This window comes from Shinella curvata, from assembly GCF_022899935.1.
GTDB lineage: Bacteria > Pseudomonadota > Alphaproteobacteria > Rhizobiales > Rhizobiaceae > Shinella > Shinella curvata.
The window spans coordinates 362917-387852 of the sequence record NZ_JALJCJ010000002.1 but is presented as its reverse complement, the minus strand read 5'-3'; the positions used below and the strand labels follow the sequence as shown (position 1 = coordinate 387852).

At 63.0% G+C, this 24936-nt stretch carries 24 protein-coding genes; 10 read left to right on the top strand and 14 right to left on the bottom strand.

Annotated elements, in window-relative coordinates:
- Window positions 1-118: 118 nt before the first annotated feature.
- The 6 genes from MUU55_RS07900 to MUU55_RS07875 form a co-directional block, all read right to left on the bottom strand.
- Window positions 119-265 carry a hypothetical protein gene (locus tag MUU55_RS07900; RefSeq protein ID WP_244760228.1) on the bottom strand — a complete coding sequence of 49 codons (147 nt, stop codon included), beginning with the start codon at window positions 263-265 and terminating at the stop codon, window positions 119-121.
- A gap of 82 nt (window positions 266-347) precedes the next feature.
- Window positions 348-647: a type II toxin-antitoxin system RelE/ParE family toxin gene (locus tag MUU55_RS07895; protein ID WP_244760227.1), complete on the bottom strand. Its 300-nt coding sequence runs from the start codon at window positions 645-647 to the stop codon at window positions 348-350.
- A 2-nt stretch (window positions 648-649) separates the two neighbouring features.
- Window positions 650-880: a ribbon-helix-helix domain-containing protein gene (locus tag MUU55_RS07890; protein ID WP_244760226.1), complete on the bottom strand. Its 231-nt coding sequence runs from the start codon at window positions 878-880 to the stop codon at window positions 650-652.
- Window positions 881-928: 48 nt separating this feature from the next.
- On the bottom strand, window positions 929-4393 hold the full coding sequence (locus tag MUU55_RS07885) for a chromosome segregation SMC family protein (protein ID WP_244760225.1): 3465 nt from the start codon (window positions 4391-4393) through the stop codon (window positions 929-931).
- Window positions 4394-4468: 75 nt separating this feature from the next.
- Window positions 4469-5350, bottom strand: a complete 882-nt coding sequence (locus MUU55_RS07880; protein ID WP_244760224.1) for a DsbA family protein — start codon at window positions 5348-5350, stop codon at window positions 4469-4471.
- A gap of 191 nt (window positions 5351-5541) precedes the next feature.
- Window positions 5542-6057: a DUF721 domain-containing protein gene (locus tag MUU55_RS07875; RefSeq protein ID WP_244760223.1), complete on the bottom strand. Its 516-nt coding sequence runs from the start codon at window positions 6055-6057 to the stop codon at window positions 5542-5544.
- A 104-nt stretch (window positions 6058-6161) separates the two neighbouring features.
- Between MUU55_RS07875 and mutY the strand changes: the two genes are divergently transcribed.
- Entirely contained in the window at window positions 6162-7256 is a 1095-nt protein-coding gene (mutY, locus tag MUU55_RS07870; RefSeq protein WP_244760222.1) for an A/G-specific adenine glycosylase, read from the top strand.
- Window positions 7253-7870, top strand: coding sequence for an HAD family hydrolase (locus MUU55_RS07865; RefSeq protein WP_244760221.1), 618 nt, complete (start codon window positions 7253-7255; stop codon window positions 7868-7870). The genes mutY and MUU55_RS07865 overlap by 4 nt, the downstream gene beginning before the upstream one ends.
- Before the next feature lie 345 nt (window positions 7871-8215).
- Here MUU55_RS07865 and MUU55_RS07860 read toward each other — a convergent pair whose 3' ends face one another.
- The gene (locus MUU55_RS07860; RefSeq protein ID WP_244760220.1) at window positions 8216-9346 is read right to left on the bottom strand and encodes a site-specific DNA-methyltransferase; all 1131 of its coding nucleotides are present in this window, start codon (window positions 9344-9346) and stop codon (window positions 8216-8218) included.
- 239 nt (window positions 9347-9585) lie between these two features.
- On the opposite strand from MUU55_RS07860, the gene MUU55_RS07855 reads away from it, so the two are divergent.
- Window positions 9586-11259, top strand: coding sequence for a vWA domain-containing protein (locus MUU55_RS07855; protein WP_244760219.1), 1674 nt, complete (start codon window positions 9586-9588; stop codon window positions 11257-11259).
- 208 nt (window positions 11260-11467) lie between these two features.
- Here the strand turns inward: MUU55_RS07855 and MUU55_RS07850 are convergent, their stop codons facing one another.
- Window positions 11468-11815, bottom strand: a complete 348-nt coding sequence (locus MUU55_RS07850; protein WP_244760218.1) for an antibiotic biosynthesis monooxygenase family protein — start codon at window positions 11813-11815, stop codon at window positions 11468-11470.
- Window positions 11812-12141, bottom strand: coding sequence for an NIPSNAP family protein (locus MUU55_RS07845; protein WP_244760217.1), 330 nt, complete (start codon window positions 12139-12141; stop codon window positions 11812-11814). Before MUU55_RS07845 ends, MUU55_RS07850 begins: the two co-directional genes overlap by 4 nt.
- A gap of 74 nt (window positions 12142-12215) precedes the next feature.
- Between MUU55_RS07845 and MUU55_RS07840 the strand changes: the two genes are divergently transcribed.
- Entirely contained in the window at window positions 12216-12893 is a 678-nt protein-coding gene (locus MUU55_RS07840) for an ArsR/SmtB family transcription factor (RefSeq protein ID WP_244760216.1), read from the top strand.
- Between the two features lie 55 nt (window positions 12894-12948).
- Here MUU55_RS07840 and MUU55_RS29075 read toward each other — a convergent pair whose 3' ends face one another.
- Window positions 12949-14412 (bottom strand): calcium-binding protein, encoded by a 1464-nt coding sequence (locus tag MUU55_RS29075; protein WP_280518888.1) that lies wholly within the window; start codon window positions 14410-14412, stop codon window positions 12949-12951.
- A gap of 237 nt (window positions 14413-14649) precedes the next feature.
- Here MUU55_RS29075 and MUU55_RS07825 point away from each other — a divergent pair, with 237 nt between their 5' ends.
- A complete protein-coding gene (locus MUU55_RS07825; protein WP_244760215.1) occupies window positions 14650-15339 on the top strand; it encodes an HAD family hydrolase in 690 nt (229 codons plus the stop codon).
- A 76-nt stretch (window positions 15340-15415) separates the two neighbouring features.
- Here the strand turns inward: MUU55_RS07825 and MUU55_RS07820 are convergent, their stop codons facing one another.
- Window positions 15416-15988: a hypothetical protein gene (locus MUU55_RS07820; protein ID WP_244760214.1), complete on the bottom strand. Its 573-nt coding sequence runs from the start codon at window positions 15986-15988 to the stop codon at window positions 15416-15418.
- Between the two features lie 333 nt (window positions 15989-16321).
- On the opposite strand from MUU55_RS07820, the gene thrC reads away from it, so the two are divergent.
- A complete protein-coding gene (thrC, locus tag MUU55_RS07815; protein ID WP_244760213.1) occupies window positions 16322-17719 on the top strand; it encodes a threonine synthase in 1398 nt (465 codons plus the stop codon).
- Between the two features lie 102 nt (window positions 17720-17821).
- Window positions 17822-19117 (top strand): M16 family metallopeptidase, encoded by a 1296-nt coding sequence (locus MUU55_RS07810; protein ID WP_244760212.1) that lies wholly within the window; start codon window positions 17822-17824, stop codon window positions 19115-19117.
- A gap of 68 nt (window positions 19118-19185) precedes the next feature.
- Here the strand turns inward: MUU55_RS07810 and MUU55_RS07805 are convergent, their stop codons facing one another.
- From MUU55_RS07805 to MUU55_RS07795, 3 genes are all read right to left on the bottom strand, one after another.
- Window positions 19186-19506, bottom strand: a complete 321-nt coding sequence (locus MUU55_RS07805; RefSeq protein ID WP_244760896.1) for a low molecular weight protein tyrosine phosphatase family protein — start codon at window positions 19504-19506, stop codon at window positions 19186-19188.
- A 225-nt stretch (window positions 19507-19731) separates the two neighbouring features.
- Window positions 19732-19881 carry a DUF1127 domain-containing protein gene (locus MUU55_RS07800; protein WP_244760211.1) on the bottom strand — a complete coding sequence of 50 codons (150 nt, stop codon included), beginning with the start codon at window positions 19879-19881 and terminating at the stop codon, window positions 19732-19734.
- Between the two features lie 261 nt (window positions 19882-20142).
- Entirely contained in the window at window positions 20143-20667 is a 525-nt protein-coding gene (locus MUU55_RS07795) for a chloramphenicol phosphotransferase CPT family protein (RefSeq protein WP_244760210.1), read from the bottom strand.
- A 273-nt stretch (window positions 20668-20940) separates the two neighbouring features.
- Here MUU55_RS07795 and MUU55_RS07790 point away from each other — a divergent pair, with 273 nt between their 5' ends.
- From MUU55_RS07790 to MUU55_RS07780, 3 genes are all read left to right on the top strand, one after another.
- Window positions 20941-21534: a GNAT family N-acetyltransferase gene (locus MUU55_RS07790; RefSeq protein ID WP_244760209.1), complete on the top strand. Its 594-nt coding sequence runs from the start codon at window positions 20941-20943 to the stop codon at window positions 21532-21534.
- A 123-nt stretch (window positions 21535-21657) separates the two neighbouring features.
- Window positions 21658-24501 (top strand): EAL domain-containing protein, encoded by a 2844-nt coding sequence (locus tag MUU55_RS07785; RefSeq protein ID WP_425314166.1) that lies wholly within the window; start codon window positions 21658-21660, stop codon window positions 24499-24501.
- A gap of 27 nt (window positions 24502-24528) precedes the next feature.
- Window positions 24529-24936, top strand: coding sequence for a VOC family protein (locus MUU55_RS07780; protein WP_244760207.1), 408 nt, complete (start codon window positions 24529-24531; stop codon window positions 24934-24936).

The window sequence follows — 24936 nt, the reverse complement described above, 5'->3', positions numbered from 1 at the left end:
AACTGCATCCCTTTGAAAACGCGGCGCGATAGTAATTTTGCTGCACTGCGTCAAAATTGCGACGGCGATGCAATATTACGTGGCGATGATATAGATCGACGGCCAAAGGCCGCCGCCGTCAGTTCCCCTCGATGGAAAGCCCCTGCTCGTCCACCCGGATCTCGACACCGTCAGGTTTCTTCTCCTGCTGATAGGCATAATAGGAAAACCCGGCCACCACGACGATGAGGGCGCCGATAACCATGTAAAGTGCGTCTCTGCTCACTGAATTGATCCCCAATTGCATGTCTCGCCCGCAAGAACGCGCGGGCGGTTATGAATGCATCAGGCGGGGTTTTGTTCCGTTGCTACCGTTTGAAGAAACTGGATTTCAAACCCTGTTTCGCGGCCAGGACGCGGACCACCAGAATGGCGTCGTCATGGATCAAATAGAAGATGAGATGCTCGCGATAGGGAAAGCTGTGCAACCCCTCCGCCAACTCGGAACGAGCACGGCCAAGCGACGGGTTTTCGGATATCAGCTCCAGAATATGGAAAAGGCCGCCGATATAGGCATCTGCCTGCGCGTCTCCCCATGTCGCCATCGTGTAGGAAATAACGGTATCTACATCCGTTTCGGCGCTTTCCGTAAAGCGGAATGCGCCCACGATCACACGGCCCCGGCGCGTGCCTTGGTCAGGAATTCTTCCGCCGTTATCGAGCGGAACCGGCCGTTGGCGAGATCATCGAGCCCCTTGCCGACGTCTTCACGAACCGACGCCAGATAGCTTTCATGCAGGCGCAATGCGTCGTTGACCACGGCACTCGCATCCGCGAAGCGGCCGCTTTCAACTTCGTCCGCAATGTAGTTTTCGAGCTCTTTCGCGATGGACAGCTTCATTCGTTGCCTCCGACAAGGAGCTATTCTAGCACGGCCAGTCTTCGGCGGCTACGATGCCTCGCGCAACTGCTCGGCCGTCTGGAGGTCGACCGATACCAGTTGCGACACGCCCTGCTCGGCCATGGTGACGCCGAAGAGGCGGTTCATGCGGGCCATGGTGATGGGGTTGTGGGTGATGATGATGAAGCGGGTTTCGGTGGAGGCCGCCATCTCGTCCATCAGGTTGCAGTAGCGTTCGACATTGTGGTCGTCGAGCGGCGCGTCCACCTCGTCCAGCACGCAGATCGGCGCGGGATTGGTGAGGAAGACGGCGAAGATCAGCGCCATGGCGGTCAGCGCCTGTTCGCCGCCGGAGAGCAGTGTCATGGTCTGCGGCTTCTTGCCGGGCGGGCGGGCGAGGATTTCAAGGCCGGCATCGAGCGGGTCGTCGCTCTCGATCAGCTGCAATTCCGCCGTACCGCCGCCGAAGAGGTGGGTGAACAGGCGCTGAAACTGCACATTGACCACATCGAAGGCGGCCAGCAGCCGTTCGCGGCCCTCGCGGTTGAGGCTGTGGATGGCCGAGCGCAGCTTGCGGATCGCCTCGATGATATCCTCGCGCTCGGCAACGAGAGCATCGAGCTTCTCCGTCAGCTCCTTCTGCTCCTCCTCGGCGCGCAGGTTCACCGCGCCCAGCCGTTCGCGCTCGATCTTGAGACGGTCGAGTTCGCGTTCACGCTCGCGCGGATCGGGCAGCGGCGCATCGACGGGATGGCCGGTCAAACGCAGCGCCTCGTGCGGCGCGCAGGACAGGGCTTCGCGGATGCGCGCCTCGCCCTCGACACGGCGCTCGCGGGCGGAGACGAGACGCTCTTCCGAGCGGCCCCTGACCTCGCGGGATTCGGCGAGCTGCGAAAGCGCGGTGGCGGCGATGCGGTCGGCTTCGCGCTGGCGGTTTTCGGCCTCCTGCAGGGCATCGGCGGCGTCACGGCGGGCGGCTTCGGCATTGGTGAGGCCGGTCAGCAGCTCGCGGCGTTTGTCCTCGATCTCGTCGGGGGCTTCGGCCAGCTCTTCCATTTCCTCGCGCGCTTCCGCCTCGCGGTCGCGCAACGTCGCGATGTGGTTTTCGGCGCTGGCGGCGCGGGTCTTCCAGGTCTCGCGCTCGGCGGCAATCGCCATCAGGCGGCGCTGGCGGTCGGCCATTTCGCGGGCGAGGCCGTCATGGGCGGCGCGGGCTTCGGCGAGCGTCGCACGGTCGGTGGCAACATCCATCGTGTGGGTGCGCAGGCGAAGCTCCAGATCGGCGAGATCGGGGGCATCCTCCAGCGCACCACGCGCATCCTCGAGTGCGGTCGCGGCCTCATCCACCTGCGCCTCGATCTGTGCACGCGTTTCGGCAAGCACGGCGCGGCGGCGGATGAGATCACCGGCAGCGCGCTCGGCAGCCTCCAGCGCCTCGCGGGCCTCGGCGAGCGCGCGGGTGGCGGCGCGCTGCGTTTCGCGGGCGGCCTGCTGGCGCAGCGTCTCGGCGCGGATCGTCTCGCCGGCGCGGGCGAGATCGGCTTCGGCTTCGGCGAGCGCCGTGCGGGCGTCTTCCAGTTCGATTTCGAGTTCGGCGAGACGGTTTTTCTGTTCGAGGCGCAGCGCGGCGGCACTCGGAGCATCGGCACCAGTGACGTGACCATCCCAGCGGAAGACGGCGCCGTCGCGGGTGACGAGCCGCTGGCCGGGCTTCAGCTGCGGCAGCAGGGCCAGCGCCTCCTCGACGCTTCCGGCAATGCCGATCTGCGCCAGCCGCCGATGCAGGACTTTTGGCGCACGGACATGGGTGATCAGAGCGGCGACGCCGGATGGCAGGGCGGGATCGCCGGACGCGTCGCCTGACAGGCGCCAGTGCACGGGCGCATCGCTGTCGGCGGGGGAATCGAGATCGTCACCGAGGGCGGCACCGAGCGCGGTTTCATAACCGCGATCAACATCGACATCCTCGACGACAGGCGCGAAGGACCCGCCGGCAGCGCCGGCCTCCAGCATGCGCCTGATCGTACGAGCCTCGGTCTCGATGCCGGCGAAGCGGGCGCGGGCGGTATCGACCGGGGGGCGCAGGGCGCTCTCGGCAAAACGAGCCTCCTCCAGCGCCTCTTCCACGGCGACCAGCATTTCGCCGGCCGCCTCCAGGGCCTCTTCGGCAAGCTGCACGGCGGCGCGGCGCTCTTCCGGATCGGGCAGCGCATGGATGCGCGCATCCATTTCGTCGAGGTCGCGCGCCTGTGCATCCAATTGCTGGCCGAGCCGGAAATGGCGCTCCGAGAGATCGCGGATCGCCTTTTCCAGCTGGTTGCGCACGGCAGCGGCTTCCGCGCGTTCGGCGGTGACGGCAGCTAGGGCAGCCTCGCTTTCCGCAAGCTTTGCGGCGGCCTCGTCCATCGTTTCGCGGGCGGCTTCGGCGCGCTCGTCGGCCTCGGCGAGGATCTCGCCGATCTCCTCTTCCTCCGCCGTCAGCCGGTCCAGCACGGCGGCGTTGTCGGCCACCATGCGCTCTTCGCGCACGATATCCTCGGCAAGCTGCGCCAAACGGCGGCTGAGCTCATCGCGGCGGCGCAGCAGGCGGGCGGAATCCTCTTCCAGCTGTGCGCGGGCGATCTGCAGGCGTTGCAGCACGGCGGCGAGCTTCGCCTCGTTCTCGCGCAGTTCCGGCAGCTTCAGGCTGGCGACGGCCTGTTCCTTGGCGGCATGCATCTGCGCATTCGCCCGCTCGGCGACGATGGAGGTGGCCTGGTTGAGCTGGCTTTCCGCCTCACCCTCGGCCTCCTTGGCCTGCACCCAGCGGATATGCAAGAGCATCGCCTCGTGCCGACGGATATCGGCCGAGAGCATCTTGAAACGGTTCGCCTGGCGCGACTGGCGCTTCAGGCTTTCGATCTGGCTTTCGAGCTGCGAGGTGACGTCTTCCAGCCGCTCCAGATTGGTCTCGGCGGCGCGCAGGCGAAGCTCCGCCTCATGACGGCGGGAATGCAGGCCGGAAATGCCGGCCGCCTCTTCGAGCAGCTGGCGGCGCGCCTGCGGTTTTGCCTGGATCAGTTCGCCGATACGGCCCTGCCCCACCATGGACGGCGAGCGGGCGCCGGTGGAGGCATCGGCAAAGAGCAGCTGCACATCCTTGGCGCGCGCCTCCTTGCCGTTGATGCGGTAGACCGAGCCGTTTTCGCGCTCGATGCGGCGCGTGACCTGAATCTCGTCCTGATCGTTGAACGCAGCCGGCGCGGTGCGGTCGGAATTGTCGAGATAGAGGCCGACTTCAGCGGTGTTTCTCGCCGGGCGGTTGCCGGAGCCGGAGAAGATGACATCGTCCATGCCGGACGCGCGCATGTTCTTGTAGGAGTTCTCCCCCATCACCCAGCGCAACGCCTCGACGAGGTTCGACTTGCCGCAGCCATTCGGCCCGACGACACCGGTCAGGCCGCGCTCGATGACGAATTCGGAGGGCTCGACGAAAGACTTGAAGCCGAGCAGGCGGAGTTTGGTGAACTTCATGCGTTCACCTGCCCCTCAACGTAAAAAGCGGGCGCACGGCTTCCGCCACCGCCCGCTTCAAAACCGGTCGAAGGATCAGAGAAGGCTGTCGATAAGGGCCGACATGGTGTCAACCGACATGTCTCCCGAATAGCGCTTGCCGTTGATCAGGAAGGTCGGGGTCGCCGCGACGCCGAAATCCTTGGCACCGCGTTCACGTACCGCGTTCACATCATCCAGAAGCTTCTGGTTCGTCAAGCAGGCCTGGAAGCTCTCCTGTGTAAAACCGGCGAGTTTGGACATCTGAAGCAGGGCTTCGCGGCCATCCTGCGCGGCAGCCCAGGTTTCCTGCTGCTTCATCAGCATGGAGATCATCGGGTAATACTGTGCGGCTTCCGTGAGCTTCGTCGTGTCCTGCGGGTTGCAGCGCGCCAGCATGAAGGCGGCGGCAGCACGCGGATCGAAGGGGAATTCGCGTACGATGAAGCGAACCTTGCCGCCATCGACATACTTCGCCTTGATGGCGTCGAAGGTGTTGTTGTGGAAGGCCGCGCAGTGCGGGCAGGTCGTCGACATGTATTCGACGATCGTCACGGGGGCGTTGGCTTCGCCGAGCGCCATATCCGGCAGCGCGCCGGGCTTGAGCACTTCCGCCATGTCGACATCGCCTTCGGAGGTCGGCAGTTCGACGGACTTGGCTTCGGCGGCGGGCGCCTGGGCGGTCTCGGTGGTCGTCGTGGTCGTCGTCGCAGCCGTGCCGCTCGCCGTGCTCGTCGTCGGCGTCGTCGCGGTCTCGGTCGTCGTTTCCGTCGACGTGGCCGGCGTCGAGCTTGCGCTTTCCGTCGTCGTCTGGCTGGTCTCGGGAGCCTTGGCGGTCTCCTTCTTCTCGTCGCTGCAGGCGGCCAGCGTCACGGCAAGTGCGGCGACGGCGACGCCGGAGAAGAGGCGCTTCATCAGGCTCATTTCGGAAAGGGACATGGTCTCTCCTGTGGGAAGGGATAGGAATTCGAATCTTTCGGCGCAATCCGGGCGGAAACCGCTGACACGCGTCCAGATTTGCTGTCGGCTCTCCCGTTATACCTGCTTTGGGGCGGGAACAAGCGGAGTTAATGCTAGTAACTTCAAAGAATTGTGACCGTTCGATGGTTGCCGGCGCGGGCTTTTGCGCTTCATTTGCGCCGGCCGAGCACCGCCGTGCCGAGCCGCTTCAGCGCCGCCTTCAGCGCGTCCCCCTCGATGCCTTCGACGAGATGATCGAGATGCTGGGCGGCGGCCCCCGTCAGCGGGCGTGGCTTGGGCCGGCGGTTGCTCTGGATGCTGACCGGCTTCTGCACGATCTTGATCTGGTTGACCGCCGGAAAGCCGAAAAAACCGTTGATGCGCTGGATGATCTCGCCCTGCTGATGGCTGAGGAACAGCGCCCGCGCGCCCTCGCAGGCGATCGTCAGCACTCCAGCCTGGTAACCGCCCCCCTCGCCCGCCATTTCGGAGGCGCGGCGCGGCCAGGCGATGCGCTCCGGCCTTGTGCATTCGGCGAATTCCGAACCGGCAATCTCGTCCCACGAGCCGAGCAGCATGGTGTTAATGCCGGCGCGCTTGGCGAGCACCGGATCGATGAGGCCATTGGCCACTTCGCTGATCTGCACGATGCCGCGCCGCGGCTTTTGCTGGGTCTTCGTGTTCACGTTTTACCCCTGGCGGGAAAATATTCCTGTTTCACCCGCGAAGCACTTGAACATCACGGATCAGTCCGCCAGTTATAGGCGCTTCGATCCCGTTCAGGCAAATCATGACCCAAGCTTACCGGACCATGGCGCCCGCCGACCTTATCCTCGCCTGGTACGACAAGCACCACCGCGACCTGCCCTGGCGCGTGAGCCCGCCGATGGCAGCGGCCGGGGTCAAACCCGATCCCTATCGCATCTGGCTGTCGGAGGTCATGCTGCAGCAGACGACGGTGCAGGCGGTAAAATCCTATTTCGCGCTCTTCACCGCGCGCTGGCCAACGGTTGCGGATCTTGCCAAGGCCGACAACGAGGATGTGATGAAGTCCTGGGCGGGGCTCGGCTATTATGCCCGCGCGCGCAATCTCAAGAAATGCGCCGAGGCGGTCGCCTTCGAGCATGGCGGGGTGTTTCCCGATACGGAGGATGGGCTGAAGGCCCTGCCCGGCATCGGCGACTATACCGCCGCCGCCATTGCCGCCATCGCCTTCAACCGTAAAAGCGCGGTGCTCGACGGCAATGTCGAGCGCGTCATCTCGCGCCTTCATGCCATCGAGACGCCGCTTCCCGCGGCAAAGCCGGAAATGCGGGCACTTGTCGCCGCGATGACACCGGAGGACCGGCCGGGCGATTTCGCCCAGGCGATGATGGATCTCGGCGCCACGATCTGCACGCCGCGCCGGCCCGCCTGTGCGCTCTGTCCGCTCAATGCGGACTGTCGCGTGCTCGGCCGCGACGATCCCGAACTTTTTCCGCGCAAGGCGGCGAAGAAGGAGAAGCCGGTGCGCCTGGGGGCTGCCTTCGTGGCTGAGGATGAGGACGGTGCGGTGTTTCTGCGCAAGCGCATCGAGAGCGGCCTGCTCGGCGGCATGACGGAAGTGCCCGGCAGCGCCTGGACGGCGCGCATCGACGGCGACACCGCGACCACCGCCGCCCCCTTCCCCGCCGACTGGCACCCCACCGGCACCGTCACCCATGTCTTCACGCATTTCGAGCTGCGCCTCACCGTCTATCGCTCGCGCGTGCCGCGCGGCACGGCAAAGGACGGCGGATGGTGGCAACCGAAGGCGACGCTCGACGGCGAGGCGCTGCCGACCGTCATGAAGAAGGCAATAAAACAGGCCATACCCGACGCATTCGACAAAACGAGGAACGCATGACCAGCATCGAAATCCGCCACATCGTTTTCGACATCGGCAAGGTGCTGATCCATTACGATCCGCATATCCCGTTCACCCGCCTCATTCCCGACGATGCGGAACGCAACTGGTTCTTCACCAATGTCTGCACACACGACTGGAACCTGGAGCAGGATCGCGGCCGCAAGTGGGAGGATGCCGAGGCACTTTTGATCGAGGCGCATCCCGACCGGGTCGAGCACATCCGCGCATTCCGCAAACACTGGCATGAAATGGTCTCGCACGCCTATGTCGAGAGCGTCGCGATCATGGAGGCGCTTATCCAGGAGGGCCGCGACGTGACCATGCTGACGAATTTCGCGGCCGACACGTTTAAGGAAGCGCGCAAGCTGTTTCCCTTCCTCGACATGCCGCGCGGTGTGACCGTTTCGGGCGAGATCGGCCTGATCAAGCCGGACCGCGCGATCTATGAGAAGCATAGTCGCGATTTCGGCCTCTCGCCCGCCCACACGCTGTTCATCGACGACGCGCCGGCCAATGTCGAGGGTGCGCGGCTGGCCGGCTGGAATGCCGTGCTGTTCACCGATCCGGAAAAGCTGAAGAGCGATCTCGCCGCCCATGGCATCGCGCTCTAAGCAGAGCCGCAACGAGCCCAAAACCGAAACGCCCGGAGCCTTGTGAGCTCCGGGCGTTTTCGCATTTCCGGGACTGAAGGTACAAAAACCGGAAAAGCGATATCCTGCCTGCCGGGCCGGTTGATCGGCCCTAGCTTTTCACAACGATTTCCGTTGCTTGGCCTGATGTATTTGCTGGATCACAGTAAGCCGCTGATGGTTAACATCACCTGAATCGGCGGCGTGGAAGTTTGGGAATCCTGTCGAAAAGATAGAGCCGTCCGCCCCCTCAAAACAGCCACAGCCCCCGATGCAGGGAACACCGGAGGCCGCAGCTGGAGAAACGTATAATTCGGGTTGGGCAGCTTACTCGATGCCGGCCATTCCGGCGCGCACCACGGCGCGCAGGTCGTCGATCGGCTTCAGCTCGGCCCCATCGGCATAGTGCCAGAAGGTCCAGCCGTTGCAGGCATCGAGCCCCTGCACCTTGGCGCCGACGCGGTGGATCGAGCCGGCGTCATTGCCCGAGGCGAGCGTGCCGTCTGCGCGCACGATGGCGCTGTGGCGGCGGCGGGCGTCCGTCAGCACCGTGCCGGGTGCGATCAGGCCGCTTTCGATCAGCGTGTTGAAGGCGACGCGCGGTTCGGCCTTCTTGCCGGTCATCACCGAAAGCGTGCCGCTGCCGAGCGGTTCCACCGCATCGATACGCTCGCGGGCGGCATCGATATAGGCCTGCTCGCGCTCGATGCCGACGAAGTGGCGGCCGAGGCGCTTGGCTACCGCGCCCGTCGTGCCGGAGCCGAAGAACGGGTCGAGCACCACGTCGCCGGGCTTGGAGGAGGCCATCAGGATGCGGGCGAGCAGCGCTTCGGGCTTCTGCGTCGGATGCACCTTCTTGCCGTCGTCGCCCTTCAGGCGCTCGCCGCCGCTGCAGATCGGGAACAGCCAGTCCGAACGCATCTGCACGTCGTCATTGGCCGCCTTCATGGCATCGTAGTTGAACGTATAGCCCTTGGCCTTGGGATCGCGCGTCGCCCAGATCATCGTCTCGTGCGCGTTCTGGAACCGGCGACCCTTGAAGTTCGGCATCGGGTTGGTCTTGCGCCAGACGATGTCGTTGAGGATCCAGAAATTGAGATCCTGCAGCGTCACGCCGACGCGGAAAATGTTGTGGTAGGAGCCGATGACCCAGATGGTGCCCGAGGGCTTCAGCACGCGGCGGCAGGCCAGCAGCCAGGCGCGGGTGAAGGCATCGTAGGCCTGGAAGGAGGCGAACTGGTCCCATTCGTCGTCGCAGGCATCGACGAGGCTCTGGTCGGGACGATGCAGCGCACCGCCAAGCTGGAGGTTGTACGGCGGATCCGCGAAGATGACGTCGACGGACTGGTCGGGAAGCGCTTCGAGCGCCGCGACGCAATCGCCCTTGATGATCGTATCGAGCCAACCGCTCTTGCGGGGCGAACGGGAGACGTCTGCAAGCGAAAGAACAGATGGCATGTGATACTCGCTGATACGCTGACTCGGAACGGAACGTGATGGTGCTTATGGTTACCGAAGATGGTTACCAAAGGCTGAAGGCTTTGGAGAAAAAGCGAAAACCGTTTCGTCGCGGCACTTTCCGGATGAATTCAAGCCGTTGCGAATATCCTCCGCTGCCCGCACGTTTCCGAAGGGAGAGAGCTGAGCCTGCCGGCGCGGACGGCCGGGTTTTGCGGTGAAAACGAGGAGGATTTGCCTTGCGACTGAAAGCCGCCTTCCTGCTTCTGGCGGGGCTTCTTGCCGCCACTGAGACCATTGCCGCCGACAAGACGATGATCGTGCTCGACGCCTCCGGCTCCATGTGGGGCCAGATCGACGGGCGCTCGAAGATCGACATCGCCCGCGAGACGCTCGGCACGGTGCTGAAATCGGTACCCGTGGGAACCGAGCTTGGCCTGATGGTCTACGGCCACCGGGAAAAGGGCTCGTGCAGCGACATCGAGCTTGCCGTGCCGCCGGGTGCGGGCACGGAGAACGCGATCACCGCCTTCGTCAACGGGCTCAGCCCGAAGGGCAAGACGCCGCTCAGCCAGTCCGTCGAGCAGGCGGCCGATATCCTCAAATATACCGAGGAAAAGGCGACCGTCGTGCTGGTGACGGATGGGCTGGAGACCTGCGAGGCCGATCCTTGCGCACTCGCCTCCGCACTGGAGAAGAAGGGCGTCGATTTCACCACCCATGTCGTCGGCTTTGGCCTGACGGAAGAGGAAGGCAAGCAGGTGGCCTGCCTTGCCGAAAACACCGGCGGCAAATATTTCCAGGCCTCCGACGCCACCCAGCTCGTCGCGGCACTGACCGAGACGGTGGCGGAAGCGCCGATGGCGAAGCCGAAGCAGGAAGAGGTGGCGGTCGCCGAACCGGAACCCGCGCCCGCTATCGAGTTCAACACCGAGTTCGACAGCGTGCTTTCCGAGGGTGGCCCCTCGCTTGGCGATAACAGCGACGTCTTCTGGCAGATCTACAAGGCGGATGCCAATGGAGCGCCGGCCGGCGACACGGTCGAAACGCAGTACAAGGGCAAATATTCCGGCAACTACCCGCCGGGCAGATATGTGGCCGTGGCCACGCTGCAAAGCGCGATCAAGCGGGAGGTGCCCTTCGAGACGAAGGACGGTGCGGTCGCAAAACCCTTCGTCAATTTCGACGCCGGCCTGGTCATCCTCACGCCGAAGCGCACGCCGCAGGATACGGAGGCCGATGGCAATGCCGCCCTCGAGATCGCTTTCGGCGGCTATTCCACCACCTATTACGGCAAGGCGAAATTCTATGCCTCGGCCGGCGATGTGACGGTCAACGGCACGATCGGCCCCTCCAAGGTCTCGGAGAGCTTCTCGGTCAAGGCCGGCGAAACGCTCGAACGCGACCTCGTCATCGGCTCCGGCAGCGTGATCAACAAGGCCGTCTATGCCGAGGGCGGACCGGAAGTCGATTCCGGCAACGTATTCTTCGAGGTTGTCGAGGCGAAGAAAGCCATCGACGGCACGCGCAAGAGCGTCACCTATGGCTATGGCACCGGCACCAAACTCGACGTTCCCACCGGCGACCTCGTGCTCACCGCCAAGCTCGGCTCGGCGACCGGCGAGGTTCCGATCAGCCTCAAGGCAGGCGAGATGAAGGAGGTGGTCGTCAACCTCAATGCCGGCGTGCTGGCGATCTCGGCACCGGGCGGCAGCTTCATCGAAATCCTCAGCGCCGCCAAGGACATCCAGGGCAACCAGAAATCCATGTCCTACAATTACGGCACCGAATGGCAGGACACCCTGCCACCCGGCGACTATGTTGTGCGCGTGAAGTATGAGGGCGACACGGCACCGAAGGAGGGCAAGGCGACCGTCAAGGCCGGGGAGCGCTCGGAAGTGACGGTTCAGTAGTGCGATAGAAGGCGGAAGGCCTCCTCCCCTCCAAAGTCATCCTCGGGCTTGACCCGGAGGATCCACGCACAAGCGATGCGGTGGGGATGTATGGATCCTCGGCTCAAGGCCGAGGATGACGTAGGAGAGGGACGGCACATTCTTTGGAGCAGAGAGTGCGCCTTGCTCTCCCGGAATGGGGAGGATACGTGACGTCGGCTCGATATAGCTACGCCGCATGAAAGCTTCGGCTGTCCTCCGGCGCCTCATCCCGGTCGTTCAGCCCATAATCCCTCACCACGCTCGCGATGCGCAGCCGATAGGCGTCGAATACGCCGCCACGGCCAAGGGACTGGGCGGCGCGGTGTTCCTCGGTCGTGCGCCATGCCTTCACCGCCGTCTCGTCGCGCCAGAAGGAGAGCGAGAGAAGACGGGTCGGGTCGGTGAGGCTGCGAAAGCGCTCGATGGACAGGAAACCATCGATGCCGTCGAGCAGCGGGCGCAGGTCGCGGGCGGTGTCGAGATAGAGATCCATGCGGCCGGGTGCGGGCACCACTTCGAAGATGACGGCGATCATGACGCAATCCTCGGCGCATGCGGCAACGAGACGTTCTTCAGGAAGATGCGGTCTTCCTTCAGGATGAAACGCTCCTTGCGGGCAAAATCGTAGTTCTCCCGCCCGAGCGGATCGGCAGCAAGCCGAGCGCGATAGGCCTCGTAGGCGGCGAAGCTCTCGATATTGTAGACGCCGTAGGCCGTGGTCGACGAGCCCTCATGCGGGCCGAAATAGCCGATGAGATCGGCGCCGCAGCGCGGGATCGCCTGGCCCCAGGTCTGCGCATAGGTGGCGAAAGCATCCTTGCGGAAGGGGTCGATTTCGTAGCGGATGAAGCAGGTGATCATCGTCGTCTCCTTGTTTTCGCGATGCCCCCTTCTCCCACATTGCCATGCGCGAATGCTTCGACTATGATCGAAGTATGAAGGAAGGACCTGACATTTCTCAGATCGGCGCGCTGATCGGCGATCCCGCCCGCGCCAACATGCTGACCGCCCTGATGGGCGGCCAGGCGCTGACGGCGACCGAGCTTGCGGGCGCGGCCGGCATCACGCTGCAGACGGCCAGTTCCCATCTGTCGAAGCTCGAGACCGGTGGCCTCGTCGCCCAGCGCAAGCAGGGGCGGCACCGCTATTTCGCTCTATCCGACGACGAGGTGGGCCTGCTTCTCGAAAACATCATGGGCTTTGCCGCTAATCGCGGCCTCATGCGCACCCGCCCCGGCCCGAAGGATCCGGCGCTGCGCAAGGCGAGGGTCTGCTACAACCATCTCGCCGGCGATTTTGGCGTGCGCATGCTGGATCGGCTGGTGGCAGACGGTGATGTCATGCTCGACGGTGACGAGGCGGACCTGACACTGAGCGGCGAGGCCCGCATCGCGGCTCTCGGCATCGACGTGTCATCGCTGAAAGCCCAGCGCCGTCCGGTCTGCCGCACCTGTCTCGACTGGAGCGAACGGCGCTCGCATCTTGCCGGTTCGCTCGGCGAGGCGCTGCTTGGCCGCTTCATCGCCGACGGCTGGGCCAGACGCGAGAAGGACAGCCGTGCCATCCGCTTCACGCCCGAAGGCGAACGGCAATTCACGGCGCTGTTTCCGTAAATGCAAAGGGCGGCCCGTAAGCCGCCCCTCAAAGCCTCCTGCGACGCGATACCGGCTACAGGATGAAATCGCCCTTCAGCAGTGTCACGGCGTCATCGAGGTGGATCTTGAAGTCGGCCGTCTTGTCGCCGTTCACATCGCCGTAAATGTAGGTATCTGATGCCTGCCTGTCGTATATCAGCTGCCCCGCCTTGCCGGTAAAGCCGCCTTCGTTGGCAATGAAGGTAAAGGCCTGGTTGTTGGTGACCGTGGTGTTGGCATCGATGGCCGACAGGTCGATACGATCACCGCGGACAAAATCGTAGATCGTATCCTGGCCGCTTGCGGCAACAGTCGATTCCTTGATCGACTTGAAGACGAAGATATCCTTGCCGGAGCCGCCATAGAGATCATCGGCGCCCATTCCACCATAGACCTTGTCCAGGCCCGCTCCGGCGGAAATCAAGTCGTTTCCGCCCTTGCCGTTCAGGGTATTCGCCCCGTCATTGCCACGCATGATGTTGCGTGCGTCATTGCCGGTGCCGGAGATGGCGGCCGTGCCGGTCAGGGTGAGGTTTTCCTGATAGTTGCCGAGGCTCCAGCTGATAGAGGACCTGATGGTGTCCGTCCCGGTATCATAGTAGTCGAAGCGGAGCGTATCCTTGGCATTGTCGATGACATAGGTGTCGTTACCGGCGCCGCAGACGAAAGTGTCGGCGCCCGTGCCGCCATCGACATAGTCGTTGCCGACACCGCCATCCAAGTAGTCGTCGCCAGAGCCGCCCGAAAGATAATCGTTACCGGCACCGCCCTTCATGTCGTCATTGCCGGCTTCGCCGTAGAGGCGGTCGACGCCGTCGGCCTTTCCGTAGAGATCGGCTCCATTCATGACGTCATTGCCGGCGCCGCCATAGAGAATATCGGCACCGTCGCCGCCCTCCATGTCGTCGTCTCCCGCGCCGCCATAGAGCTTGTCGTTGCCGGCCTCGCCGTAAAGATCGTCGCTGCCGGCCCCACCGCGGAGAGTATCGTGGCCCGTGCCGCCGTAAAGGCGGTTCAGCGATTGCGCGGCATAGGTGACGCCCTCGATATCGGCCCAGAGAACATCGTCGCCGTCACCGCCATAGAGCGTATCGCCGCTGAGGCCGCCGACCAGCAGGTCGTTGCCGGCACCGCCATGGAGATAGTCGTTGCCGCCCTGACCGTAGATCTTGTCGTTGCCGGCATCGCCATAGAGCGTATCGGAACCACCGCGGCTGTTGTATTGCCAATTCGGCTCGTCCGTGCCTGTATCGCCGAAGATACGGTCGTCGCCGTCACCGCCATAGGCAACGTCACCTTCCGTGTTTTCCTTGGGATTCTGGTAGATATCCCCGAAGATGGTGTCGTTGCCGCCGTAGCCGCGGATGGCGCCATTGACGCTTGCGCTATCGGAATCGACGAAATTGTCATAGGTGCCGTCGCTTAGAACACGTGCAGTGCCCCACAGGACGTCATTGCCGCTGGTGCCTTTGATCTTGCCATTCGGATCTCTTGCCATTTCGATCTCCTGGTAGAACTGGTGCTGTCAATGGCTGCACTATAGGGCGCGCCCACGACATTCTTGTTCCCAGGGTAACAGCGCGCAGCGGCAAAACACAACTCACCCTCGCAAAACCTCAACACAGGGTCGCAGCACGACAGTCCTGCCAATCTGGCAATTGTCGCCTTCGGCCCTTTGGTGTAGGGAAGCCACGCTTGCCGGGCGTATCGGTGCTCCCAAAGGAAAGACGACGACATGGACGGTTTCGACCTCATCATTTTCGACTGCGACGGTGTTCTGGTCGATTCGGAAATCATCGCGGCGGAGGTCGAGTCCCGGCTTCTGACGGAGGCCGGCTATCCGATCGGCGTCGAGGAAATGGGCGAGCGCTTCGCCGGCATGACCTGGCAGAACATCCTGCTGACGATCGAGCGGGAAGCCTCCATTCCGCTCTCGGCCTCGCTGCTCGACAAGTCTGAAAAGCTGCTCGATGCGCGCCTTGCCGCCGAGGTGAAGGTCATCGACGGCGTCAAGTCGATGCTGTCGCGCATCCGCAAGCCCTATTGCATCTGCTCGAATTCGGCCTCGCACCGCCTCGACATGATGCTCTCGAAGGTCGGCCTCAAGCAGGTCTTCGCCCCCCATGTCTATTCCGCCAAGGATCTCGGTCCGGATCGCGTCAAGCCGAAGCCGGACATCTTCCTGCATGGCGCAAAGCAGTTCGGCGCCAATCCGGCCCGCACCCTGGTCATAGAGGATTCGGTGCATGGCATTGCCGGTGCGCGCGCCGCCGGCATGCGCGTCGTCGGCTTCACCGGCGCCTCGCACACCTATCCCTCGCATGCCGACCGTCTGACGGAAGCCGGCGCCGAGACCGTGATCTCGCGCATGACCGACCTGCCCGAAGTGATCGCGGCACTTGCCGAATGGCAGGAAGCGATCTGATCTATTTTCAGACCTGAAAACAAAACGGCCGCGGAAGATGCTTCCGCGGCCGTTTTGCTGGATGGCGTTGAGACCGTTACTTCGTGTTGTACGGGCCTTCGTCGAAGCCGACGAAGGCGCGCACGAAACCGCCCGAGCCGCCGGGAATGGTGACGTTGTCCTTCGTGAAGACGAACTGCGCCGTGCCTTCGGCCGGAATGTTGACCGGGAACTGCACGAGATCCGTGAAGAGCGTGTTGTCGCCATCGGCGGCGGCCACGCGGATTGGGACATTGACCGAGGTGCCGGCGCTTCCGGCCGGGCCGACGACGATACGGCCCTGGACCATGACCGTCATAACGAGCTGGCTTTCGTTGACCACGCAGCGGCGCGTCGTTTCGGCAAGCGTCACCTGGTAGAGCAACTTCGATGGATCATCCTTGGCGCCCTTGGCGTAGCGGCGCAGCACGGACGTACCGTCGCGCAGATAGACCTGCGGGCAGGCGCCCTGAATCACGGCAGAGCCCTGCGTCTGTTGCGCATTGGCGGTCACCTGCGTGCCGGCGCCGGCCGTATCGCTGGAAACGCCGAGATCGGCGGGCTTGTCCGTCTGGTTGCAGCCGGCCACGAGGGCGAGAAGGGAGATGCCGAGAAAGCGGCGGATCGTCATTGCAAACACGTTACTTTTACCCCTGCGATCAGGCCCCGCCCCCAGCGACCAAGCCTTTCGGAACTCGTTTCACGGGCCTTTTCACGACCCTAGGCGATGGTCTATAGCAGCGACGCGGCGAAAAATCGATTGTCGAATGAAACCGCCCGCAGAATTTCGGAGAGGCCCGTTTCGACGGGCCGCACGCAACGGCATTGCCACGATCTGCCGCAAAGAGACCTGCAGCAGGCGTGGCCTTTCGGGTAAGGTCGGAAGGACGATGGCAGCACAGCGACCGAACGACCGGTGGACGATCCCGTCCGCAACCCCCAACCATTCCAAGGACCTGTGAACGTGGATTATGTTTCGACGCGGGGCGAGGCCCCTTCCCTCGGCTTCTCCGATGCGCTTCTCGCCGGGCTTGCCCGCGACGGCGGTCTCTATGTACCGCGCGAATGGCCGACCTTCTCCAAGAAGGAGATCCGGGCGCTGCGCGGCAAATCCTATCAGGAGATCGCGTTTACGGTTCTCTCGCCCTTCGTCGAGGGTGACATCCCTGCCGATAAATTCCGCGCGATGATCGACGAGGCCTATGCCACGTTCCGCCATCCGGCGATTGCGCCGCTGGTGCAGACCGGCCCGAATTCCTTCGTCATGGAACTGTTCCATGGCACGACGCTCGCCTTCAAGGACGTGGCGATGCAGCTGCTCGCCCGCCTGATGGACCATGCGCTTGCCGTTCGCGGCGAGCGCGCCACCATCGTTGGCGCGACCTCGGGCGACACGGGTGGCGCCGCCATCGACGCCTTTGCCGGCCGCGAGCGCACCGACATCTTCATCCTCTTCCCCGAGGGCAAGGTCTCGCCGGTGCAGCAGCGCCAGATGACCACCTCCAAGGAAAAGAACGTCCACGCGCTCGCCATCAAAGGCAATTTCGACGACTGCCAGAACCTCGTGAAGGCGATGTTCAACGACACGAAATTCCGTGACGGCATGAAGCTCTCGGGCGTCAACTCGATCAACTGGGCGCGCATCATGGCCCAGATCGTCTATTACTTCACGACGGCGGTCGCCCTCGGCGCGCCGGACCGGAAAGTCTCCTTCACCGTTCCCACCGGCAATTTCGGCGATATCTTCGCCGGCTACGGCGCCAAGCGCATGGGCCTGCCGATCGACAAACTGGTCATCGCCACCAACGAGAACGACATTCTCGCCCGCACGATGAAGACCGGCCGTTACGAGATGAAGGGCGTCAAGGCGACTACCTCGCCGTCGATGGACATCCAGATCTCCTCGAACTTCGAGCGTCTGCTGTTTGAAGCCTATGACCGCGATGCGGGTGCCGTGCGTCGCGCGATGGAAAGCCTCAAGCAGTCGGGCGCCTTCGAGATTGAGGACAAGGCACTGAAGGCGATCCGGAAAAAATTCCGCGCGGGCCGCGCTTCGGAAAAAGAGGTCGCAAAGACCATCAAGACGACGCTCGCCGAGACCGGCTACCTGCTCGATCCACATTCGGCGATCGGCGTGTTCGTCGCTGCAAAACACGAAAAGCCGGGCTCTCCGATGGTGACGCTCGCCACCGCGCATCCGGCAAAATTCCCCGCCGCAGTAAAATCGGCGTGCGGTATTGACCCGGCGCTTCCATCGTGGCTTGCTGATTTGATGCAAAGGGAGGAGCGTTTTGACGTGCTGAGCGCAGAGCTCGACGTCGTGGAAGCCTTCATCGGCGACCATTCGCGAATCCGGGGCTAAGGCAAGGCCGGGAGCGGTTGCACCCGGCATTTGCGTGTTTAAAGGGAGGGCCTTTCCGGTTTCCCGCGGGCGGCGGAAAGGCTGAAAACGCAGAAAGTGCGCATGATGAAAGTTGAGTGCACCCGGCTTGCTTCCGGGTTGACCGTGGTGACCGAAAACATGCCCCATCTCGAGAGTGTGGCTCTCGGCGTATGGATCAAGTCGGGGTCGCGAAACGAAACCGCGGACGAGCACGGCATCGCCCATCTTCTGGAACACATGGCCTTCAAGGGCACCGAGCGCCGCTCCGCCCGCCAGATCGCCGAGGAAATCGAAAATGTCGGCGGCGAAGTCAACGCCGCCACCTCGACGGAAACCACCTCTTACTATGCCCGCGTGCTGAAGGACCACGTCCCGCTCGCAGTCGACATCCTCGCCGACATCCTGACGGAATCCGTCTTCGATGACGAAGAGCTGCGCCGCGAGAAACACGTCATCCTGCAGGAAATCGGCGCGGCCAACGACACGCCCGACGACGTCGTCTTCGACAAGTTCTCCGAGGTTGCCTATCGCGACCAGATCATCGGCCGCGCCATTCTCGGCACGCCGGACACAGTCCTCTCCTTCTCGCCCGGCGAAATCCGCAGCTATCTCGACCGCAACTATACGACGGACCGCATGTTCGTCGTAGCGGCCGGCGCCGTGAAGCACGACGAATTCGTCAAGCAGGTCGAAGAACGCTTCTCGAGCCTGCCCACCGCGCCAAAAGTCTCGCCGGTCTTCGAGCCCGCCCGTTATACCGGCGGCGACGTGCGCGAGACGCGCGACCTGATGGATGCGCAGGTGCTGCTCGGCTTCGAGGGCAAGGCCTATCACGCCCGCGATTTCTACTGTTCGCAGATCCTCGCCAACATCCTCGGCGGCGGCATGTCCTCCCGCCTCTTCCAGGAAGTGCGCGAGCATCGCGGCCTGTGTTATTCGATCTACGCCTTCCACTGGGGCTTTTCCGATACCGGCATCTTCGGCATCCATGCCGCAACCGGCGGCGAAAACCTGCCGGAACTGATGCCCGTCATCTTCGACGAGCTGAAGAAGTCGTCGGAAACCATCCACCAGCAGGAAATCGAGCGCGCGCGCGCGCAAATCCGCGCCCAGCTTCTGATGGGCCAGGAAAGCCCGGCCGCCCGCGCCGGCCAGATCGCCCGCCAGATGATGCTCTACGGCCGCCCGATCCCCAATGAAGAGCTGATGGAACGCCTCGAAGGCATCACCGTCGAGCGCCTGACCGACCTCGCCGGCCGCCTGTTCTTCGACACGGTCCCGACGATCTCGGCCATCGGCCCGCTGGAACACCTCGTCCCGACCGGCGACATCACCCGCTCGCTGTCGCGCGGGACCATCGATCGCGCGGCGAGCTGAGCAGCCTGAAATCCCTGACGGCCCGACTGTGGCCGTCAGGGGAAGACTGCCTCGCCTGACAAGCTCATTCAAAGATGCGGAGGCACTTTCGCCTTCAGCAACTCGATGAGCGCGGGGTCCATGAAAACATAGTCATCCGGAATATCGAGGCAGATCAGCCGCTTTCCATTGAGAGCCCGGCGATATCGCGCCTGCACCTTGCTGCGATGAGCCTTCTCCATCACGAACACGATATTCGCCCATTCTATCTCTTCCGCTGAGAGCGGATTGTCCGCGTCATTGTTGGTGCCGGCCGACGAGGTTTCGATCCCCGGCCAGTCTGCGAACACCTGTTCGGCGGTCGGGCTGCGGAGCTTGTTCTGGCTGCAGATGAAGAGAACGTTTTTCACGGGGCCGCTTTTTCGATGTCCATGCCCTGCGGTGATAGCAGCGGGACACGAGAGCGTCGACAACGGTGGGTGCCCAAAAAACAAAACCCGCCTTGCGGCGGGTTGCTTGGTCGGGACTTGGGGGGAGAATCCCGATCGGGTATCAGGGATGACCGGGCTGGCGCTGCCGCATCGGGCGCACCGATGTCATCCCTCGTAGCGCGGGGCGCTTGCCCCGAAGCCGTATCAGCCGAAAACGACCATGCCCTTGACGGCAGCCTGGATGTTGGCGCGGGAGATGCCGAGGTCCTGCAGGGCGCGGTCATCAAGGGCACCGAGTTCACGGACGGCGCGGCGTTCAGCGGCACTCTTCTTGAGCTTTGCGAAGATGTTCATGTGTCTGATCCTTTGGGTTTGTTTCGTCTGTGTCTCTTGCGTTGATCAATAGATAGTCGATCCCCTGCTCAGAGAAAATGCATATGCTTACACCGCAGGCATGCGGCTTTTGCATGGCACCAAAACAAGACCATTTTCCCGCGATAGTGGCCGGTAGTTGGCTTGGCCTCCTTCTTCTTCGTGAGGACATCGATCAGGTAGATAAACCGTCTCCAGACGTCCGATGGCCGATTTCGTCCATCACGCAGAACGTGCGGCTTGCTACGCTTTAAACGCTCGGCGGGTTCGACCACGCCATGCCGTCACGATCTTTTCAACCACGACATCTTCCGGCTCGCTGGTATCGACCGTCAGGTCGTAGGTGCAATAGTCGTGGGTTTTCAGGTGAAAGACTGCCTCGCCTGGAGAACGGTCGCCGCGTTGCAACTCTCTCCGCTCCAGTTCCGCCATCGGAGCATGCACGCCTATCCAGAACACATCCAGCGGCGCCAGCAATTGCTGCAGGCTGCGCGCCCAGCTTTCCTCCTCCACGATATGTTCGACGAGCAGGTCATTGCCGGCTTCGGCAAAGGACAGAATGGAGCGATGGAAGCCGTCGAAAAACCGGGCGCGCTCAAGACCATGCCGACGGGCATCACGCTTGATCGTGCGGAACCCCGCGTCGGCCAGTTGGTCAGAAGCATAATAGCAGAATGGCTCGGGTAGCGCCGTCCGCAGCACCCTCGCCAGGGTCGACTTGCCTGAACTGGATGTGCCGTTTAGCAGAATGATCCGCCCAGCTTCCATAACAAGCTCTCTCGCCTCCATCGCAGGCAAGCGGCGATGTTCTACATGACAATTCCTGGATAGGCCGCAGATACCCAAATCTCAAGCATCTGACCGAGATGCGGCAGCGCCCGTGGACAGTCCGAGGTGCCAAGCTTCTTGGCCTGACACTTTGCGCGCATCCGGCTCGAAACAGCCCTTCATTCTCTTGCACCATCCACATTTGACGTCATCGCGCCTCTCGGAATAATCTCTTAAAAAGACGCGCTTTGGGCAAGGCGGGCGGAGGAATGAATGACACGATCGGTTTTTCGGTTTCTGTCCCGGCAGTCCGACACCGTGGAACTTGCCGACGACCGGCATCTGCTTCGCCTTCCGCGCTTTCATGATTACCGGCAATGGTACCAGCTTCGCTCCGAAAGCCGACGCTTTCTCGAGCCATGGGAGCCGACCTGGCGGGGAGACGAGCTGACGGAAAGTTCGTTTCGGGCCCGCGTCATCCGAAATGAACAGGAATTTTCATCCGGCCAGGCCGTGCCGCTGCTCGTCTTCGAGCGGGCGGAGAAAACGCTGCTGGGCGGCCTCACGGTCGGCTATATCAGGCGTGGTGCTGCGCAATGCTGCATGGTCGGCTACTGGATGGGCGAGCGCCATGCCGGTCAGGGCCACATGTTCGGTGCCCTGAAACTGGTCATACCCTATATCTTTTCCAGCCTTCAGTTGCACCGTATCGAGGCAGCCTGTATTCCAGACAACACAAGAAGCATCCGTCTCCTTGAAAAGGCCGGCTTTCGGCAGGAAGGCTACCTTCGGGAGTATCTGAAGATAAACGGGGAGTGGCGCGACCACGTGATGTTTTCGCTTCTGGCAGCCGACAGGCCGTCGTGAGCGACATCGGGGCGCGACAGGACTGGGCAGTTACCTAAGGACAATGCGCTTTCAATGACGTCTTCATCCGTGCCGCAAACGCCGCGTGCCAGCCGGTTGCTCGCCCTCATCCTTCTGACAACGATGCTCTTCGTCGGCATGCTGACCGGCCGCGCCTTCGCCGTCGAGCCGGTAAAAATTTCCCGTGACGACACCGCACTCGATCTGACGGCCACCACCGAGATCTACAGCGGCCGCGGCGAGGCCTTCCAGGTTTCCACGGCCCCCGGCACCGACGGCATCGTGCGCCGCATCGAGGTGCGTGCCACTTCTGAGGACCACCAGGGCGACTGGGCGGTCTTCGCGCTCGCCAATGTCTCGGAAGAGCAGATCGACCGCCTGATCGTAGCCCCGCACTTTCGCCTCGTGCAGTCGAAACTGTTCTGGCCGGATCTCGGCGCCAAGCGCATCATCTCGATCACCCCGAGCGAAGGTTTTGCGCTTGACCGCCAGCAGAGCGAGGAAGCCGACGTCTTCCGCATCACGCTCAATCCCGGCACGGTCGTCACCTTCGTGGCGGAGCTTGCCACACCCGATCTGCCGCAGATCTATCTCTGGGAGCCGGACGCCTACAAGGACACGGTCAACGCCTTCACGCTCTATCGCGGCATCGTGCTCGGCATCGCCGGCCTGCTTGCGGTGTTCCTGACCATCCTTTTCGTGGTGAAGGGCACCTCCATGCTGCCGGCGACAGCGGCACTCGCATGGGCGGTGCTCGGCTATATCTGCGTCGATTTCGGCTTCCTCTCCAAGCTCATATCCATCACCGCCGGCGATGAACGAATATGGCGCGCGGGAACGGAGGTGTTCCTGGCGGCGGGCCTTGTGGTCTTCCTCTTCACATACCTGAACCTCAATCGCTGGCACGCGCATCTCTCCTACGCGACACTCGCCTGGATCCTCGGTCTTGGCCTGCTCTTCGGCGTGGCGATCTACGATCCGCCGATCGCCTCGGGCATCGCCCGCCTGTCCTTCGCGCTGACCGGCACCGTCGGCATCGTGCTCATCGCCTATCTCGGCTTCAACCGCTACGACCGCGCCATCCTGCTGGTGCCCGCCTGGGCGCTGATCCTCGTCTGGCTGTTCGGCGCCTGGCTGACGGTGACGGGCCAGCTCAACAACGACATCATCCAGCCCGCGCTCGGCGGCGGCCTCGTGCTGATCGTGCTGCTCATCGGCTTCACGGTGATGCAGCACGCCTTTGCCGGCGGCGCCTATAGCCAGGGCCTGTTCTCCGATCTGGAGCGCCAGTCGCTGGCGCTGACAGGCTCCGGCGATACCGTCTGGGACTGGGACGTTGCGCGCGACCGCGTCGTCACCATTCCCGACATTTCCATCCAGCTCGGCCTTGCCCCCGGCGTCATGCACGGCCCGGCACGCAACTGGCTGCCGCGCCTGCACCCCGACGACCGCGACCGTTTCCGCGCGACGCTGGACGTGCTTTTGGAACACCGCAAGGGCCGGCTTAACCATCAGTTCCGCGTGCGCGCCGAGGATGGACACTATCACTGGCTCTCCATCCGCGCCCGCCCCGTGCTCGGCGCCAATGGCGAGATCATCCGCTGCGTCGGTACGATCATCGACATCACCGAACAGCGCAATTCCGTCGACCGTCTGTTGCAGGACGCCTTGCACGACAACCTGACCGGCCTGCCGAACCGCCAGGTCTTCCTCGACCGCCTCCAGTCGATCCTATCCTTGACCGGCAGTTCCGACAATGTGCGCCCGACCGTGCTGACCATCGACATCGACCGCTACAAGCAGGTCAACGATGCGCTCGGCATCGCTGCCGGCGACAATATTCTCATCGCGCTCACCCGCCGCCTGCGCCGTCTCCTGAAGCCGCAGGACACGCTGGCGCGCCTCTCGGGCGACCAGTTCGGCCTGATCCTGATGTCGGAGCGCGATCCGGCAAAGGTCGCGGATTTCGCCGATGCGGTGAGCAAGGCGATCATGGTGCCGATCAATTTCGGCGGCCGCGAGATCATACTCACCGCCTCCATCGGCCTCGTCTCCTGGGTCGACCAGCAGGAAGATGCGCCGGGCCTACTCAACGATGCCGAGCTTGCCATGTACCGGGCGAAAAAGGCCGGCGGCAACCGCGTCGAGCCGTTCCGCCCCGCCTTCCGCACCTTCGGTGCCGACCGTCTTCAGATCGAGACGGACCTGCGTCGCGCCATCGAGCGCAAGGAACTGTCCCTCGTCTACCAGCCGATCGTGCGGCTCAAGGATGCCGAGATCGCCGGCTTCGAGGCCTTGATGCGCTGGGATCATCCCAAGCGCGGCAATATCTCGCCGGCCGAATTCATCCCGATCGCCGAGGCGTCCGATCTCATCAACCAGCTCGGCCTCTTCGCCTTCGACAAGGCGGCGAGCGACCTGATGGACTGGCAATTGCAGACCGGCGACCTGCCCGTCTTCGTCTCGGTCAACCTGTCGAGCGCGCAGCTCCTCAACAACGAGCTCTACAACGACGTGCGCGCAGCACTCGCCAAGACCCGCTGCGAGCCGCAGAAGCTGAAGCTGGAACTCACCGAATCCATCGTCATGGAGAACCCGGAGCAGGCACGCCTCATCCTCTCCAAGCTGAAGGATATCGGCCTCGGTCTCGCGCTCGATGATTTCGGCACGGGCCATTCCTCGCTCTCCTACCTCACGCGTTTCCCCTTCGATACGATCAAGATCGACAAGGCGCTGGTGCGCGACGGCTCCGACAAGCGCACGGTGCTGCTGCGCTCCGTCATTTCGATGGCGCGGGAGCTGGAGATGCAGGTTGTGGCCGAGGGTATCGAATCCGAAGAGGATGCGATCGAACTCGCCAATATGGGCTGCGAGTTCGGCCAGAGCTACCTCTTCGGCCCGCCGATCGGCTACGATTCGGTGCAGCGGCTTCTGAAGGAGCGGTTTCCGCTGATGAAGCGGGCGTAATACGGTTTAAGGTCGAAGGGAAATGCGATGCGCTTCATCAATCCCATCCCCTTCGTCCGTAATATCGAGCGCTCGAAGGAGTTCTACGAAACGCGGATCGGCTTGAAGATTAGCGGAGACTTTGGAGACTTCGTCCTCTTTGAAACGGGCTTTGCGATTCACCAAGGAAGCACTCTCGAGCGAACCATCTGGGGGACGCCGATATCGGACAACACGCCTTACGGACGACGAAACCTTCTGCTCTATTTTGAGCATGACGACGTCGATGCCGCCTTTGAAGCCATCGCGCCACATGTGGCTCTAATACACCCCGTCGAACGGCAGGAGTGGGGGCAGCGAGTGTTCCGGTTCTATGATCCTGATGGACACGCGATCGAAATCGGCGAGCCGCTTGATCTCTCATCTTCGGATGACGCGGACCTGCCATGCTCCTGA

Bases quoted from the DNA above. Each gene is read 5' to 3' on its own strand.
- MUU55_RS07890 (WP_244760226.1), bottom strand. From the start codon at position 880: ATGAAGCTGTCCATCGCGAAAGAGCTCGAAAACTACATTGCGGACGAA.
- MUU55_RS07885 (WP_244760225.1), bottom strand. From the start codon at position 4,393: ATGAAGTTCACCAAACTCCGCCTGCTCGGCTTCAAGTCTTTCGTCGAG.
- MUU55_RS07880 (WP_244760224.1), bottom strand. From the start codon at position 5,350: ATGTCCCTTTCCGAAATGAGCCTGATGAAGCGCCTCTTCTCCGGCGTC.
- mutY (WP_244760222.1), top strand. From the start codon at position 6,162: ATGACCCAAGCTTACCGGACCATGGCGCCCGCCGACCTTATCCTCGCC.
- MUU55_RS07865 (WP_244760221.1), top strand. From the start codon at position 7,253: ATGACCAGCATCGAAATCCGCCACATCGTTTTCGACATCGGCAAGGTG.
- MUU55_RS07860 (WP_244760220.1), bottom strand. From the start codon at position 9,346: ATGCCATCTGTTCTTTCGCTTGCAGACGTCTCCCGTTCGCCCCGCAAG.
- MUU55_RS07850 (WP_244760218.1), bottom strand. From the start codon at position 11,815: ATGATCGCCGTCATCTTCGAAGTGGTGCCCGCACCCGGCCGCATGGAT.
- MUU55_RS07845 (WP_244760217.1), bottom strand. From the start codon at position 12,141: ATGATCACCTGCTTCATCCGCTACGAAATCGACCCCTTCCGCAAGGAT.
- MUU55_RS07840 (WP_244760216.1), top strand. From the start codon at position 12,216: ATGAAGGAAGGACCTGACATTTCTCAGATCGGCGCGCTGATCGGCGAT.
- MUU55_RS29075 (WP_280518888.1), bottom strand. From the start codon at position 14,412: ATGGCAAGAGATCCGAATGGCAAGATCAAAGGCACCAGCGGCAATGAC.
- MUU55_RS07825 (WP_244760215.1), top strand. From the start codon at position 14,650: ATGGACGGTTTCGACCTCATCATTTTCGACTGCGACGGTGTTCTGGTC.
- MUU55_RS07820 (WP_244760214.1), bottom strand. From the start codon at position 15,988: ATGACGATCCGCCGCTTTCTCGGCATCTCCCTTCTCGCCCTCGTGGCC.
- MUU55_RS07810 (WP_244760212.1), top strand. From the start codon at position 17,822: ATGATGAAAGTTGAGTGCACCCGGCTTGCTTCCGGGTTGACCGTGGTG.
- MUU55_RS07800 (WP_244760211.1), bottom strand. From the start codon at position 19,881: ATGAACATCTTCGCAAAGCTCAAGAAGAGTGCCGCTGAACGCCGCGCC.
- MUU55_RS07795 (WP_244760210.1), bottom strand. From the start codon at position 20,667: ATGGAAGCTGGGCGGATCATTCTGCTAAACGGCACATCCAGTTCAGGC.
- MUU55_RS07790 (WP_244760209.1), top strand. From the start codon at position 20,941: ATGACACGATCGGTTTTTCGGTTTCTGTCCCGGCAGTCCGACACCGTG.
- MUU55_RS07785 (WP_425314166.1), top strand. From the start codon at position 21,658: ATGCTCTTCGTCGGCATGCTGACCGGCCGCGCCTTCGCCGTCGAGCCG.
- MUU55_RS07780 (WP_244760207.1), top strand. From the start codon at position 24,529: ATGCGCTTCATCAATCCCATCCCCTTCGTCCGTAATATCGAGCGCTCG.